This window comes from Paenibacillus sp. IHB B 3084 (assembly GCF_001447315.1).
Classification (GTDB): domain Bacteria; phylum Bacillota; class Bacilli; order Paenibacillales; family Paenibacillaceae; genus Paenibacillus.
The window spans coordinates 3188361-3205415 of record NZ_CP013203.1 but is presented as its reverse complement, the minus strand read 5'-3'; the positions used below and the strand labels follow the sequence as shown (position 1 = coordinate 3205415).

General features: G+C 46.8%; 11 protein-coding genes. 3 read left to right on the top strand and 8 right to left on the bottom strand.

What is annotated here, in order from left to right; translation table 11 throughout:
• Positions 1 to 488 precede the first annotated feature (488 nt).
• The 7 genes from ASL14_RS15045 to ASL14_RS15015 all read right to left on the bottom strand — a co-directional run bounded on the left by ASL14_RS15045 (position 489) and on the right by ASL14_RS15015 (position 9775).
• Positions 489 to 953 carry a LysM peptidoglycan-binding domain-containing protein gene (locus tag ASL14_RS15045; protein ID WP_134912189.1) on the bottom strand — a complete coding sequence of 155 codons (465 nt, stop codon included), beginning with the start codon at positions 951 to 953 and terminating at the stop codon, positions 489 to 491.
• A gap of 385 nt (positions 954 to 1338) precedes the next feature.
• Positions 1339 to 1938, bottom strand: coding sequence for a ComF family protein (locus ASL14_RS15040; protein ID WP_223264002.1), 600 nt, complete (start codon positions 1936 to 1938; stop codon positions 1339 to 1341).
• A 313-nt stretch (positions 1939 to 2251) separates the two neighbouring features.
• Positions 2252 to 4393, bottom strand: a complete 2142-nt coding sequence (locus tag ASL14_RS15035) for an ATP-dependent helicase ComFA (RefSeq protein ID WP_134912188.1) — start codon at positions 4391 to 4393, stop codon at positions 2252 to 2254.
• A gap of 199 nt (positions 4394 to 4592) precedes the next feature.
• The gene (locus ASL14_RS15030) at positions 4593 to 5030 is read right to left on the bottom strand and encodes a hypothetical protein (protein WP_223264352.1); all 438 of its coding nucleotides are present in this window, start codon (positions 5028 to 5030) and stop codon (positions 4593 to 4595) included.
• Between the two features lie 92 nt (positions 5031 to 5122).
• Positions 5123 to 5845: a response regulator gene (locus ASL14_RS15025; protein WP_007432713.1), complete on the bottom strand. Its 723-nt coding sequence runs from the start codon at positions 5843 to 5845 to the stop codon at positions 5123 to 5125.
• A 4-nt stretch (positions 5846 to 5849) separates the two neighbouring features.
• Positions 5850 to 7010, bottom strand: a complete 1161-nt coding sequence (locus ASL14_RS15020; RefSeq protein WP_090888724.1) for a sensor histidine kinase — start codon at positions 7008 to 7010, stop codon at positions 5850 to 5852.
• A gap of 47 nt (positions 7011 to 7057) precedes the next feature.
• Complete coding sequence (locus tag ASL14_RS15015; protein WP_134912186.1) at positions 7058 to 9775, bottom strand: stalk domain-containing protein; 2718 nt, start codon at positions 9773 to 9775, stop codon at positions 7058 to 7060.
• 274 nt (positions 9776 to 10049) lie between these two features.
• Here ASL14_RS15015 and ASL14_RS15010 point away from each other — a divergent pair, with 274 nt between their 5' ends.
• From ASL14_RS15010 to ASL14_RS15000, 3 genes are read left to right on the top strand one after another with little or no spacing between them, the layout of a single operon-like run.
• Positions 10050 to 11459 (top strand): efflux RND transporter periplasmic adaptor subunit, encoded by a 1410-nt coding sequence (locus ASL14_RS15010; protein ID WP_134912185.1) that lies wholly within the window; start codon positions 10050 to 10052, stop codon positions 11457 to 11459.
• Complete coding sequence (locus ASL14_RS15005) at positions 11456 to 14572, top strand: efflux RND transporter permease subunit (RefSeq protein WP_134912184.1); 3117 nt, start codon at positions 11456 to 11458, stop codon at positions 14570 to 14572. Before ASL14_RS15010 ends, ASL14_RS15005 begins: the two co-directional genes overlap by 4 nt.
• A gap of 52 nt (positions 14573 to 14624) precedes the next feature.
• Positions 14625 to 15530: a TetR/AcrR family transcriptional regulator gene (locus ASL14_RS15000; RefSeq protein ID WP_134912183.1), complete on the top strand. Its 906-nt coding sequence runs from the start codon at positions 14625 to 14627 to the stop codon at positions 15528 to 15530.
• Between the two features lie 128 nt (positions 15531 to 15658).
• On the opposite strand, the gene metK is transcribed toward ASL14_RS15000, so the two are convergent.
• A complete protein-coding gene (gene metK, locus ASL14_RS14995; RefSeq protein ID WP_134912182.1) occupies positions 15659 to 16861 on the bottom strand; it encodes a methionine adenosyltransferase in 1203 nt (400 codons plus the stop codon).
• Positions 16862 to 17055: the final 194 nt, after the last annotated feature.

Below are 17055 nucleotides of genomic sequence, written 5' to 3'. Positions count from 1 at the left end.
TATTGCATGTGTCTATTTATCGTCATACAACGCTCAGGTTTTTAGATTAAAATAAAATAAGCGCCATTCCGGTTATTTCGGGAATAGCGCCTCACTATAATTAAAAAAGCTGTATATGATTATAAATGGAGTAAATATACGAATCAAGATGAGGGAAAAACCGGGCGAAACAATCCTCAGAAGAATTCATGTTCACCTGTGCCCCGAATGCCACCAAGTAACTGCTACAAATCCGGGGGAACGGCGCCCATACGAATGCTCCGCACATGGAGTGTGGGTATTCATTATATCAATGCGACTAACATCATCCCAACTTAAAATCTATCTGGAAATAAGTGTAGACGCACCATTGAAAATTTGCAGTCCAAAAAAACAAGCTATTCCACAAATAATTATTCAAAAAAGCATTGTTTTAATAGAGGCCTTCCCGTATACTGTAGTCAAACACTTGGTTTAATAAAAACATTTTATTATGAATTTATAATGAATTATTTATTAGTGTTTGCTTGCGGAACTTGCAGTTCTTGGCCTACTTTAATCAGGTTGTTAATTTTAAGCAGTTCTTCAACAGTTACACCGTATTTTTCAGCAATGGAAGTCAGCGTATCGCCATCTTGAACACTTACTGTGATTGTATTTACAGTAGCTGGGGTTCCTGTTGTATTAGTTGGCGCTGTAGTTGCTTGATTGTTGTTCTCAGTAGCTGGTTGAGCCGGTGTTGTAGTCGTAGCATTTTCAGTTGTTTCAATTCCAAAAACTTTAGCTTCAAATGCTTTTTGTGCTGCTTCTTGTTGTTCTCTTATCAATTGGTCTTCTGCTTGTTGTTTTTCATACTCAGAACCAGACTGTGCGGCGGATACTTGACCTGTAGCAAGTGGACTCAACAGAGATACTGCACCTAAACTAACTGCCAACATGCTAGATATTACTACTTTTTTCATTACGTTTTTCATGATTTTTTCTCTCCTCTTTTTTAAGTCAAATTTTAATTAACTGCTTTACTACTGAGCGAGACACTCCCAATGTCCGCTCTGTTGTCGTTAGCTAATCATTTATTACCAAACCATGTTAGCTATCAACAGATAGAAATTGTACTCCTATTTTCCAAATAAATCAACCTCTAAATTAAAATATTCTGTTTTCATCCCCCACTTCCTTACTTTTTGTTTGTGTCTATATTTTTATTATATACCTCTCTCTATCTCGTTGTCAAATCTTGCTTATCGTGCGGTTTAAAAGGCTTCTCTGCTCTAGCATTCGAGTTTTCCTCGGAACGTTATGAACTTTTTTTTCCTAGTTTCAAACCAAAACTCTCGTAAAGGGACATAAAATTCGGGCTTATGACCTTGCCAAAGTCAGGCAAAAAATGGTCATATGTATTCCCTCTTCGGATGCCTTTTTCCTTAAAACACGCGCACACGCTTGTAAAGTGCTGCCTGTCGTATAAATATCGTCCACCAGCCAAACAGTAACGCATTTCTGATTCTCCATTTTAGTTTGAGACTCAGCGTTTAAAATAAAATGCTTAATTAACTCCGTCATACCTGACACAACAGAGAACGCATTGTACATCGTGTCTGTGCGTTCTTTTTTTGTTTTGAAGCTTTGTTTGCCAGTATCTTGTGGACGAGCAAGTAAAGGTAAAAAGGGCAGTTTATTCCGCCTAGCAAGCTCCTCTGCCAAAATTTGAGCCTGATTGAAACCTCGCTCTGTCAATCGTGTCTCGCTTACTGGAACACATGTCACCAAATTCACGCTCCGCAGAGCCTGATTGAAACGAAAATGTTCACGACCAGCAAACTCATGCCTCATAGCCTGATAAGCCCGATGCATCATCTCGCCAAGCGGAGGACCGTACTTTTCATTTCCGCGATACTTAAACTGCCCAATCCATTCTCTCATAATAGGCGTATAGCTAGTCGCACTCCGATTACACACATAGTAGCGTGCTTCCCGGTCAGGCCTTACACAATCAGGACAAAATGTCGGGCGTCCACAATGAACACATCGAATGTTGTGAATCCAAGGAATTTGAGCCGAACAAGAAATACAAATCCCGGGGAACTTGGAAAAACCCCCAGTGTGAATTCCACAAGCGATACATGTTTCTGACTGACGCTGAAGTAGCCAATTCAAAAAAAGTTGGGTTCTGCGCATCATTATCATACAGAATACACCTTTCTTGGTAGTTTACGTGTCAATATTGCATCAGGTTTCACATTTCCAAAAAAACTTTTTTTATTTTGTGCATTTAATGTTTCACATTCTGTAGATAGCCCTTTTTTCGCGCTAGTGTATTCATGCGCTTAATTTGTCTAATCGCCCTCTTTTGGCCGCGTGTCCATTCGGGTGATGTGAAAACGACGCTTCCACATGGATCATCCTTCGACCTCCCTGCTCGACCAGCCATTTGTACCAGAGAGGCTTCATCAAAAAGGCTGCTATCCGCGTCCAGTACATACACATCACTCCGCGGAACCGTCACACCGCGCTCCAAAATAGTGGTTGTGACCAGTACACGTATTTCAGTTGCTCGAAAGGAACGTACCTTAGCGCTTCGTTCTTCATCCTGGGATGAAGTGCCCGCAATTGGGATATCAGGCAAGCGTCTGATCAACAATTCTACTAGAGATTGAATATGTGAGATTCGTGTCACAAACAGGAAGACCTGAGCGCCGCGATGTATGGATGCCAACAAGCGTTGAATTAGGCATGCGGGAAGTCGTCCCTTTTGCAGCCAATGCTTCACCGGAGCAGTCTCCAGACGGAATGGGACAGGCAGTGGATGGCGATGAAAACGAACGGGAACCTTGGCATGCGGCAACAGGCCGCGTGCAGCCTCTTTTTGCAACAGTAGCGGTGGAGTAGCAGACAAATAAATGAATTTCCCCTCCTGCTTACATACAGCCTGTGCGGCAAAGGCGAGCATTGGATCATTGTGATAAGGAAACGCGTCAATTTCGTCAATGACAACCAGATCAAAGGCCTGACGATAACGCAGAAGCTGATGAGTCGTTGCGAGTGTCAGCTGCCCCCTTTGCCAGCGTTCATCGCTGCCTCCATAAAGCGTCACCATGCTTACATGAGGAAAGGCGATTGCCAAACGGGGTGCCAACTCCAGTACCACATCCCGGCGCGGTGTCGCTACAAGCGCCGTTCCTCCATGCTCCAGCACATGTTGCAGGAGTGGAAACATCATTTCCGTCTTGCCTGCGCCAGTCACGGCCCAAAGCAAAAACCGCTCTGCCACGCCTTCGCCAGTTGTTGGCGAAGGATGCCCGCTGTTGCTGTCGCGGGCAAGGACACTCCCCTGCGACGCAGCAGCAGGGCTTGTCCCCCGGCGTATTGCCATGCCACGCCGCAATAGCTCGCCCGCCCGGAGCCAGAGGCTTTCCGGCCGAGAGCGCCCCCGCACCCCACCGGGCGGTGCGGCCAAAAAGCGCAGCGCCGCTTCGGCGGCGGCGCGTTGCGCAGGGCTCAGCCCCCAGCGGTCGAGCTCCGCGGCCGGGGCTGTGTCCGCCGTGCACGGCACGGCGGGTTTCGCTGCACTGCGCAGCAGCAGCGAGCACTCACGGCTGCGCCCCAGCGCGAGACACGTCTCGCAGTAGGCGCACGCCTCGCGCCCGCACGATGCACAGCTTGTGCGGTACATCGCCCCGCTGCCGCAACGATTGCAGCGGAGATCACTCGCAGCGGGCCGACGCGCATGTGGTGCAAGGCCAGCAGCAAAGCTGAGTCGACCTTGCAAGTACGCGAGCTGCGCAGCCAAGCGCCAAACGCGCTCCAATCCTGGTGCCACCTCAGCCAGGAGCGCTTCAGCTTCCAGAACGAGCAACTGGCGTCCTGACAGCAAATCAGCCAGCACATCCGCTTGTCGTGCCACACGCTCCATATCCAGTTTTTCAATTTCACTGTTGGAATGCCTTGTTTGCCCGAGGTACGATACTCCTGCTATTCTCCGTTCCTCACTCCCTCCCCCATACATCATGCTGCTGCTTGGATGAAACAGTTGCCCCTCCCACCTGCATTCATTTTCTAAGTCAGGAATCCAGCCCTCCGCTCCATCCCAAATGCATATAGCATTGATCCCTCCGGTTAAATGTTGCCCTACGTCACCAGACTCTGAATTCAGTTCATCCTTTAGCTGTGCGAGAACGTATTGCCACCATTGCCTCCTTGTCCATCGCTTCATGTCCGTTGATCCCTTGAACACTTCACACAGCTTTACGCCCCAAGGCAACGGAAGCTCTCGCCCCAGTACCACCCATTTTTCGACAGCATTCTCCTGTCCCTTGTTCCCTTTCAAACACCATGTCATATCTACTCGAATATCCACGGATAAGCGGATATCCCATTTCCCTCTATACCTGACCACATATACCGCAATTTTCATTTGGCACCCTTTCACTTCTCAAGTGTTTATTTTCCTCTTTCTAACAACAAAAAAGCAAAAAAGCACACTTCCATGGCCCATAGCCTGAAGTGTGCTCCACATCATTCGGATTTCAGCGAAATCCCTTTTATCTTGCATATGCAATTCCTTGTAAACATTTATATCCGGTTTCGACCGTAATGTCCACCATACTTTGTCATTAACGAACAAGTGGAGCATCCACCAACGGGTTGGCTGTTCTGAGGTCAATAACAACACGTTTTTCACCGCCTAACTTCGGTAAAACCGGGTTTCCCGGTGAAAAACGATATGAAATGACCGAAACATCCATATGGCTGTAACGCACCATCCGTGTAAGGATCGGCAGTGTATCATCCACGGATTCATCATCCAGTACCATCACATGCAGCGGCCTCCGACGTAACCAGGCAAGTATGCTCAATGAACGCATCACCCACTCCACACGTTCTCCGTCATTAGAAGTAATGACAATATAACGGGTCGGCCGTTGATCCGAAGATAACGCGCGCACATCGTCGCCATTGCGATAGGCTTGAACCGCCTGCCGTATATACATAAGATGCACGACTGCGGCTCCCAGACCATATATAAGCAATATCCAAACCAAATGGGCCATCACGAAGGTTCCACCTCCTCCTATAGCGACAATATATGCCGTATAACAGGAAGAGGTGTCACGGTTATGTACTGGGTTTCAAAGACTACACTTTACAGCGTAACCCATCCGTATTTGATGGAATTAATAACCGCTTGTGTCCGGTCATCAACCTCCATTTTTTGCAAAATACTGCTGACATGGTTTTTGACCGTTTTTTCACTAATGAATAAATATTCACCGATCATCTTGTTGCTCTTGCCTTCTGCCATTAAGCGCAACACTTCAGCCTCACGACGGGTCAGCGGGTTATTTTCGCCTGCGACGAACTTCACGCCAGCTTCCTTCGTATGACCTTCAGCCATAGCCCCGGTTTCATTCAGATACGTCATCCGGCGGAGCTGCTGAATGAGTTTACCCGTTACCTTCGGATGAATAAACGCATATCCTTCATGCACAGAGCGAATCGCATTAATGAGGGACTCGGCCTCCATATCTTTTAACAGGTAGCCATTAGCCCCCTTGCGCAACGTCTCGAATACATAGCTTTCATCATCATGAATGGACAAAATGATAACTTTGACATCCGGGAACATCTCACGCAGCTTCTCCGTTGCCTCCACACCGTTTTCAATAGGCATATTAATGTCCATCAGAACGATATCCGGCTTCTCTACATTACAGAATTCCAACACCTGAATACCATCGCCACATTCTCCGATGACCTCAATGTCGTCCTCCATATTCAAAATACGTTTAAGCCCTTCACGGAACAACTGATGATCGTCCGCCAAGAGAACTTTAATGGGTGCGTTACTAATTTCCTGATTTTCCATGTTGTTACTCCTTTCCCTTTTCCACGTTGGTTGGGATATGAATCACTATCTTGGTGCCTTGATTCTCAGCTGATTCGATCTCCATTCTCCCCTCGAGCAGTTCAACCCTTTCCCGCATACCAATCAGACCAAAATGCCCATGATCTTTACTTTTCTGCTGAAAAAGCTCTGGCTTAAAGCCCAGACCATTATCCTGCACCACAATTTTTACAAGCTGCGCCTGATAGGTAATCTCAACAAGCACATAGGTAGGATAAGCATGCTTGGCAACGTTGGTCAAAGCTTCTTGGATCAGACGGTAAATGGCTGCTTCCATCGCGGAAGAGAGACGATGCTCCTTGCCCCTTGTTTCAAAAAGCGCTCTAATCTTCGTTTTCTCCTCAAAATCCTGCACATATTTCCGGAGCGTCGGAATAAGTCCCAAGTCATCCAGGGCCATAGGACGCAGATTGAAAATAACCTTTCGCATTTCCTCAAGACTGGAGCGAACCTGTTTCTTCAAGTCTACTATTTCGTCCTGAACCATCTTGAATTCCTGCTTGGCGATCATTCTTTCCACAATTTCCGTCCTAAGCACTAGATGCGCAAGAAGCTGTGCAGGTCCGTCATGAATTTCACGGGATATCCGCTTGCGCTCCTCTTCCTGGGCTAAAATAATTTTCAGACCAATAAACTGCCGGTTTTTGGCCGATTCAATGATCCGCGTCACTTGTCCCAACTCACCCGACAAGTATTCCAGTACGACGCCCATCTGCGAACCGATGGTTTCGGCCCGCTCGACAGAGGCCTCAACACTTTTAGCCCGCTTTTGAAGATCATCTCTTCTGGCCTTGAGGTACATTTCCTTCTCGCGAAAGATCATCACATCGAGCTGAAGCTGTGTTGCTTTCTCGTAAGCCTGCTTGATATCCTCTTCCGAATAGCGGACAAAGTCACGGCTGACCTCAGTCAGCCGAATACGGGACCGCCGATAGTTCATTTCCAGCTGGTCCACCTTTTCAATCGTTTCCGCCGTTTCCTTCAGGACGCTCTGGAGTTCCTGATTTAACGTGACCAGCTCGGTCCGGGCCGTGTCCAAAATTTCGAACATCTGATATTTGCTGTTCTCCATCACCTGGATGGCATTCTTAATGACTCGGTCTATGATATCGGCTTGAAAGTCCACAAATGTTCTACTCCAATCCTAGCATTTCAAGTATATATCATACCATATCATGACTGGAGGGTGATGGTCTTCGTTTCTTGTTCCCATTTTACAGTCATTCCTAACTGCTCAGACACGAGTCTTAATGGGACTAAAGTCCTACCACCTAACACGATGGGTGCTACATCCGTGCTCTGACGCTTGCCGTTCAGGACGACTTCCTTCTTGCCTACTGTTAAATCCATCAGCACACCGCCACGCATAATCGTAATCCGCTGATCGCCTGCGTTCCACTTGGCTTGCCCGCCAAAAGCATCCAGCACGTACTTGATCGGCACATACGTTGAGCCGTCACGAGTCATCGGAGCAGCATCAATGGTCGTTGGCGTTCCGTTCACGGTCATCGACTTTTGTCCGATTGTCATTTGAGCCGTTCCTTTTTTGAGTCCTTCGGTTCCGACCGTTCCCGGTGTATTAAAAGAAATATTATCAAAAGCGACATTGCCCGTTTTAGCACGCTCATCCTGACCTTCGGCCACATTGACTACATACAGGCGCTTGAGCTTCGCCGGATATGAAATATTCAAACTGCTCATGTCTGCGTTAATGGTTTTCCAGCCGTTCCAGTCGATCACTTTGGCAAGGTCAATATATGCCGTTTTGCCCTGGGCATCTTCCAGCTCGGCACGCAACCAGTTCAGACTCTTATCTCCTCTAACATCAATCGAGATGGATGTAGCCGCTTGTTCAAGCGTTTTGCCGGTTGTACCATTCAGCTGGGCGTAGGCATACATTTTACCACTACCGTTCGTCATGTCGTAGTTCAGCTCAAGCACTTTGGAATTGGCATGGTCGCCATCTCCTTGTACAACAGCCGCTGTGCCGGTAACGCCTTCCACATTCGAAGTAAAATCAACCGGATACGAAACATTTTCGAAGTTCTCCCAGTTGTTTGTGCTAGCCCCGCCAGCAGACAGGAAGACGACCGCGCTGAAACCATCGTAGCGACCGATGGCATAGCCCGTTTTCACACCCGCATCCACCGTATTTATCGTAAGCTGATTGTCCTTAACACTTCCCTTAAAGCCGATGAACTCCCATTTGAGCGCATCTGACGAAATGCTGACGCTCTGGCCGTCTTTCGTCTTTGCAGTTACCGGTACCGCGATTTTAGCTCCTGCCGTAAGCGATCCTGTCCCACTGCCTGCGGTAAGTGATGAAATTTCATCTGCTCCCAGCACAGTAACCTTGGTCGTAGCACTAGCTGAGCCACTGGATGCCGTCAACGTAGCTGTTCCTGGTTTCGACCCCTTCACAACCCCGCCACTCACCGACACCACGGACGGGTTGCTCGATTTCCATGTCACTTGTACATTTGAGGTATCGAACGGATTGTAGTAGGTGTCATAGCCTTTAAAAGAATAGCTTCCGGTCTGACCAATAAGCAGCGTTTTATTGCCTTTAATCGTAAAGCCTTTGAGCGTCCCTTTAGGTGCACTGGTGTACACACCCACACCGTTTACGACGCTACGTTGCTCCGTACCGTATTCCGTATTGAACGTAAGCCCCGCTGTCGTATCTCCTAAATCACGGGTCACCATTGTCGTGGAGCCACCGCCATCCAGGTTCATACCCTTCCAGACACCAATATCTTTCATCAGCGTTTGCAGCTCACTCAGGGATACGCCAACGCTGTTCCCGTTCTTCTCAACGGCAATGACATAAGCGTAACGCTTGTCACGGGAATATCCCAAAGCCGTGCGCGCCCGCGTCCCGCCTATGCTCGTTGTACTGCGGGAAAAGGAAGTTTTCTGACCGTCATTCACCAATATGGTGTGTCCGCCAATCATCATCTGGAGATTGGAAGGGTCCACCTCACTCCCTGTCGATTTGACACGAAGATGATAGCTGGTTTCTATCGTTTGTCCTACTGTCAGGTGGGCTTTGGCATAATCGGCCGCTTTGCCGTGAGTACGTAAAATATAACCGTCCTGCGGCACAGTCATATTCAACGTAGCATTGTTGGAAATTTGCGTAACCACACCATCTTGCACCAATACCTCGGTAGGCGTTGTTGAGCTGTTTTTCGGCCGCTCAATTGCTTTCCAGGCAGATGTATAAATATACATAGCGTTGGAGTGGCTGTAGCTGCTTCCACTCGTTTCAGGCGAATACGAAGCCTTATTCATCCCCGCTAAAGGGAAAGTTGATCCATCCCCGGCTTTTACTGTGCCTTCAAAAGTGAACTGCTCCACCATTGGGGAACCGTCCTTGGTTACAGCAAAGGCATACATACCTGTTAAATCAGACGGAGTAGACATTAATACACCCTTCGATACTTGTCCACCAATCGGAGCACCCTCGCTGGAGGTATTAAAATAATCTCCGTTCACACCAGCGACTGCTCCCGTTTCTTTTGCCATACCGCCTGTACTTTGGCGGGTTGTGAACTGTCCATTTTTCCCGGTCATAACATCCAGCTTAACGTATGGATTTTGCAAGTCTACCCGGACGATATCCGCCAGCGCTGTCCCTTTGGAGCCTTTAAAACGATATTTCATCAATGTTGCACCGGAAGTAATAATTTCTTCCCCCAGCTTTACAGTCGAACCGGAAGCTGCACTCGCAATCGGTGCAGATATCCAGCCGTTTAACGGAATTAGAGCGCCTGTTCCGGCAACGGGTCCAACCCACAATACTCCTGCCAGTGTCAAAACAGCCCATCTTTTAACGATCCCTCTGCCATCTACTTTCTCATTGCCTTGTTTCCTATTACCTAAAAACATATGGATGATAGCTCTCCCATCTTCATTGTATTCAAACGGACTTTTCCGATCATGTACTCTAAACTCTATCAAATAAACAAAAAAAGCCTCTTATGTTAATAGACTTATTATAAAGGCAAAAGTTACGAAAATCCCGTTAACTATTTCATAAAACACAAACTATAAATTGACGAATGCATAATCAGCACACTATAATACACATGAACTTATAAGTTCAAATAATACTAACTAGTTCAAACCTAATGTTATGCACCCATCAGGAGGATTGATAATCATGAATAAACAACGAACAATCATCATACTTACCCTATCCCTGAGCATCGCGATCGCTGGATGCTCTGCCGGGAAGGAGGATGCCGCTCTAAGCTCTGCTGCACAGCCAGTCGCTGTGCGTACCGCAATCGTCAAATCCTCTCCGCTCCATACTGCCTATAACTTGTCAGGCACGCTTCAGGCTTATGAGGAAAACACACTGGCTTTTCAAAATGGAGGTACCGTAGCCAGTGCCTCTCTCTCTGTCGGCACTGCTGTACAGAAGGGCGCCGTTATTGCTCGTTTGGATGACGCTGACTACAAGCTTCAGGTTGAGCAGGCAGCAGCCTCGATTCAAGAGGCTCAGGCAGGTATAGATAACGCCCAGGCTAACCTTCAAGCCGCTGCCTCCGCTATCCAATCCGCCGATGCAGGCATTGCGAGCGCGGGCGCGAATGTCAGCAAGGTCAACAAGGGGGCGCGTGTCCAAGAGAGACAGCAAGCCCAAGCCACTGTGGATAAGGCCCAAAGCGCTTATACCAAGGCCAAGACAGATAGCGAGCGCACACAAAAGCTATTTGAAGCAGGTGCAGCCACCGCGTCGGACAACGAAAGTGCCCGTCTGAACGCTACAGCAGCCCTGAAAGATCTGGAACAGGCCAAAGACTCCCTTTCCCTCCTGCTGGAAGGAGCAACGACAGAAGACCACCAATCCGCTCAGGCTTCCTTTCAGGATGCGCTTGCTGGAAGATCCAAAGCCTTTGCAGCCAGTGAACAGGCAGCGGCTTCCAAAAAACAAGCCAGTGCCAATTACGAAAAGGCACTCGTCGCCAAGAGTCAGGCAGAACTTGCACTTTCACGCACCCGTCTAATCTCTCCTGTGAACGGCGTCATTTTAGATAAGATCGTGAATACAGGTGATTTAGTCTCTTCAGGCCAAGCAGTCTATCGCATAGGCTCCATTGATCGACTCAAGGTTCTGCTTCCGGTACCGGACAGTGAAATCAGAGATTGGAAGAAGGGACGACAGGTCAGTGTCATGTTGTACGAGGAAACCCGTCAAGGCACAGTATCCAACGTTTATCCGTCAACGAGTACCAATACAGGTAGGGTTAATGTAGAGATTGTCATTTCCAATCCGCAAAGAAACTGGTTACCCGGTCAGGTCATTAAAGCTGCTCATCAGGTGACAGACAAGAACGGCATTCTCATTCCGGCCGAAGCGGTCATTAACACGGGAAGCAAGCCTTTTATTTTCAAAGATGTCCAAGGAAAAGCTGTTAAAACTCCAGTGGAGCTTGGCAATCAGGTCGTAGAAAATCAGCTTCAAATTGTATCCGGCCTTCGTGAAGGCGAACGTATTGTCATTAAAGGGGCAGAAACCCTGTTTGATGGAAATGCGATTCAGTCGGAGGAAGGCGGACGCCCATGATTGAGTATATCGTAAAAAAACGAAAAATTACGTTGCTGTTTTTTGTCATGCTGATTTTAGTCGGAATCTTCGGTTTTTTCCAGTTACCGCAGCAGGAGATGCCGGATGTCACAATACAGAATGCTATGGTAACAACAGTCTATCCTGGTGCTTCACCACAAAAAGTAGAACAAACCGTAACCAAAGAGTTGGAGAAACGCATCAAGGAAGTGGAAGGCGTTAAAACGATTAATTCGACTTCTGGTAACGGATTCTCCTCTATTTTAATCGAATCCAAAGATGGAGTTGATCCCCAAACGGTTTGGGACAATATGCGTAAAAAGGTGCAGGATGCACAGGCTGATCTCCCTGATGGCGCTGAAACACCCGTTGTGAATGATAAGCTAACAAGCTCGTTTATCGGCTCCTATGCCTTGATCGCTGACTCTGTCGCACCGCTGTATCAACTCAATGATATGACTACAAGCTGGAAAGACCAGCTCAATACCATATCTGGCATATCCAGTGTCAAATTCAGAGGTCTTCCTGATCAAGAGGTACGAGTCCATATCGACAATCAGAAGCTTCAGCAATACCAACTGTCCTGGGGGCAAGTTGCGCAGGCGATCCAGTCTCAGATTGACCGGGTTCCTACCGGGGATATTGAATACAACGGGCGCACCTATCAGCTCATTGTCCGGGAAACAGAAAAAGCCAACGAGTTAGAGCAAGTCATTCTGACACGCACCAAGGAGGGTAACCCTGTTTACCTACGAGATGTGGGTACGACTGAGCTGGCACATTCCAAAGCAGGCTACTTTGCTTACATAGATGGTAAACCAGCCATTACACTAAGCATTGGAGCAGAAACAGGCACCGATATCCCGTCGATGAGCGAGAAGGTTAATACCAAGCTGAAAGAGCTGGAAAAGACACTCCCCGCAGGCGTTCACTTTGAAACTCTTTTTGCACAAAAAGATCAGGTAACTCATATCTTCGACGATTTAAAACGTGAAACGATTCTCGCGATTGCGGCCGTTATTCTCGTTTGTATGCTGGGCTTGAATTTGCTAACCTCTGCTTTTGTCGCGCTGGCGATTCCTATTTCGGTTTCGATCGCCATTATCTTTTTGCCCATGTTCGGCATTACACTCAATCAAATTTCCGTTGTCGGCCTGATTATCGTACTTGGTATACTCGTCGATGACGCGGTAGTCGTAAATGACAATATCGAGCGCAGACTTACGGAATTAGGCGAATCTCCCTCCGTTGCGGCAGTAAAAGGCACCAAAGAGGTGATGCTTTCCATTTTAGTTGCCACACTAGCTACCATCTCAGCCTTCGCTCCACTATTATTTCTTCCAGGGAATGTAGGTGCATTTATTAAACCGATTCCAGCCATTGTTTCCCTGACTATGCTTGCCTCTATGATCATGTCGCTCACCATCATTCCTATTTTTCGAGAATGGTATGAGAAACGCAGACAGGCTCGTCACCCTCAGGGAAAACCTAAACCACCTGGCTTGTTAGGTCATCAGATTCAATCTTTAAATAAGCTCTATTCACAAAAGTTAATGCCCAAAGTAATTCAGCGTCCTTTGCTGACCGCAATGGTTGGACTCATGCTCGGGACGGCTGCATATGGACTAGTCGCTTTCACAAGGGTTGAATTGTTTCCAGAATCGGAAGATCCTCACGTCGCATTAAATGTAAAAATGCCTGTGGGCACTTCGATCGCAGAAACAGACCAGGTAGTCAAAGACATTGCAGCTTGGGTAAGAAAACAACCCGAAACCTCTAACGTAACCTATAGCGCTGGAGGAACAGCTCCGCAATTGTTTAGTGACATTAACAGCGGCGGCGGTGATAGTAGCGACAACGAGATTGTCGGTCAGATCGCTGTTATCGGCAAAGAGGATGTATTTGATCTCAATACGACAGTCGATGCCTGGGAACAGCACATTAAAAAGTCCCACCCTGGAGTTACGGTTACGATGTATGTTCCCCGTCTGGGAATTCCTGTGGGTAAGCCCGTCTCTATCCGTATTTCAGGCCAGGACCTGAATGAGCTGCAAACCCTTGCCCAAAAAGCAAAGGAACAGATCGCCACTGTAAATGGAACAACGGGGATCGTGGATGATATAGGGATTGAGCGATATGCGCTGGAACTTGAGGTCAACAAGCAGGCCATGGATCAGTACCTCGTAAGCTACACTGATTTGACCCGTACACTTCTTCTATTAAAAGAAGGAGCCCAAGTTAGCCAATTTGATACGGGAAACGGTCTGGTAGATATCAAACTGTATTTGAATCATACTGACGAGGAGCCAAGCACGCTTTTCCAACAATTAAGTGTAATAAATACTGCTGGTGAGCAGATTCCATTAAACCAGCTCGTACAGATCAAGCCTACATTTGCTATTCAGCAAATCAAGCATTACAATATGGAACGGACGATTACGGTAGAAGCCGATCTGAATGGAAGAACGGCTAGCGAAGCGATGGTAGATGTTGAAAGTAAACTGGCACAAATGAAGTTCCCTGAGGGCTACAAATGGGAGGTGGGCGGAGAAACCTCCGATCAGTCTACCATATTCGGGGATTTAGGAAAGCTGGCAATTGTTGTGGTCTTGCTCATTTTACTCTTGATCACCATGCAATTTTATTCTCTTTCCATTCCTATTATTATTATGACGACAGTGTACCTGGCAGCAGCAGGTGGAATTATCGGTATTTTTCTGACAGGTATGCCTATCGGGTTTATGAGCATCATGGGAATTATCGCACTGGCGGGAATTGTAGTGCGAAACGGAATTGTGTTAATCGAGTTCATCGAGGATGCCCGGCATGAGGGAATGGAGCTGAAAGAAGCTGTGATACAAGCAGCCACTGCCCGTTTCAGACCCATCTTATTGACTTCTCTGGCTGCAATTGTAGGTATGATTCCGTTAGCCCTACTGGGTAGCCTGCTCTTTAAGCCACTGGCGTTTACCGTCATTTTCGGATTGTTATTCTCGACGTTGTTAACCCTGTTTGTAGTGCCATCATTGTATATGATCATGGCCAAGTACAAAATGCGCCGTCAACTCAAAAAACAGCAGCACACGGTTATCACACACGATCAACCTTTGTAGTTGCATGCTGAGAAGTACACACTGTCGGATTGAACCCTAGGGGGAAGTATGTATGGAAAGCAAAAAAAATGATATTTTACAGGCAGCCATTCGGCTGTTTTCCAGAAAAGGCTACTATTCAACATCTGTTGAAGAGATCGCCAAAGAAGGCGGGATGGCGAAGGCATCCTTTTATAAATATTTTCAAGGAAAAGAAGAGCTTCCTTTGGAAATGTGTATCATTCTGGAGAATAACATTGAACAAGACATCCGGGCACTTTACAGCAAGCCTGACCTTACTAAAGAAGCTAAGTTGCACGGTTTTGCCGTTCTTTATTTAAAAAATCTTGTTGAAAACAAGGTATATCTTATGATAGATATGCCTGAACCATCCATGCTCATTTTTCAAAATGAGCAACTCAATGGCGCCTTCGAGCAACATGAATACAAGCTGTACAAATGGGTACGTGACTGTCTGATTGATGTTTTCGGACCGGCGATTGAAGATCACGCTTGGGATATAACCTTTGTGCTCAAGAGTGTTGTATTTGAATACATTCGCTTCTTTGCGGATCGGATGAATGATGAAACGGTTGAGCAGCTTGCGCAATTCATCATCTTCTTATCTCATTCCTTGGTAGCCAACCTGAATAGAGGTGAATCCGCCCCTCATTTGTTCTGGAGCAGGCAGGGCTGGTTACCTGAAAGTACTCTAAGCAATCCCTTTGATCAAGGCCGCCAGATTAACGGCCTTCTCCACTCTCTGGAAGACAGTATACTGCTGTCTTCATGGAGTTCAAAGGAAGAAAAACAGGAGTATCTGCAAATTGCCGCCTTATTAAAAGAAGAAGCTTTGAAGGCGAATCCCCAAACGGGTCTTTTAAAAGCTCTGTTTTCATATTTGGAACAGCGTAAGGATCTGCAAAAGGTCTGTCATTTGCTCCAAAAGCTGTTGAATCTTGCACCCCCAACAGAGTAGTAGGCGCTTAGAAATTCATCACAGCTATTCACAACTTAGCTTGTAGAATACATCAAAAAAGACTGCTCATGTAAATCATGAGACAGTCTTTTTTTGGTTATTGCTTATATTTGATAGCATATGAGAAATTACAGACCGGCTTGCACTCTCAGAGCGTCAGCTTTGTCTATGCTCTCCCATGGCACATCCAGATCTGTACGACCAAAGTGACCGTAAGCAGCCGTTTGCTTGTAAATTGGACGACGCAGATCCAGCATTCGAATGATACCTGTGGGGCGAAGATCAAAATTGTTACGAATCAGTTCAACGATTTTCTCATCGCTTACTTTACCCGTACCGTATGTATCGACGCTAATCGAAACCGGCGTAGCTACACCAATAGCATAGGCAAGCTGAATTTCTACTTTATCTGCCAATCCGGCTGCAACAAGGTTTTTCGCTACATAACGGGCAGCGTAAGCAGCGGAACGGTCTACTTTGGTCGGATCCTTACCCGAGAATGCTCCCCCGCCATGACGTGCATAACCGCCATACGTATCAACAATAATTTTGCGGCCTGTCAGACCTGCATCCCCTTGAGGTCCGCCAATAACAAAGCGCCCTGTAGGATTAATGTAATACTTGGTTTGCTCGTCCAACAATTCTGCAGGAACAACTGGCAAAATAACCTTTTCCTTGATATCTGCCTGAATTTGCTCTAATGTAGTATCTTCTGCATGCTGTGTAGAAACTACAATGGCATCAATACGAACTGGTTTGCCATTTTCATACTCTACCGTTACTTGCGTTTTGCCATCCGGGCGAAGGTATTTTAGTGTTCCATCCTTGCGCACTTCAGCCAAACGACGTGCAATACGGTGAGACATCGCGATTGGCAACGGCATCAGCTCAGGTGTTTCATTTGTGGCAAAACCAAACATCAGCCCTTGATCGCCTGCACCAATGTTTTCCGTTTCTTTATCTACTTCAGCAGGATCACGGCTTTCCAGGGCAGCGTTAACCCCTTGAGCGATGTCCGGCGATTGTTCATTCAAAGAAGTTAATACAGCGCAAGTATTATAATCAAAGCCGTATTTCGCACGTGTATAGCCAATTTCCTTAATCGTATTGCGTACAATGGATGGAATATCCACGTATTCCGATTTGGAGCTGATTTCACCAATGACGAGAACAAGACCAGTAGCTACCGATACTTCACACGCTACCCGTGCATTAGGGTCATTAGCCAAAAAGGCGTCCAATACGGCGTCAGAAATCTGATCACAGATTTTATCCGGATGACCTTCTGTTACGGACTCAGACGTAAACAAATGACGGCCTTTTACAGACATGAATTTCAACCTCCCACAATTAAAAATACATGAGGATTTATATATAAAATCCTGACATGGCAATGGCATTATTCAGACACTCTCACGTCAACATGTGACGGAAAATGACTTCTATACCTGATTAACAAAAAATGAACCTTTTCCGGTAGGAAAAGGTTGCGTACAAGCCTCAAATGCCATGATATCCTATTTAA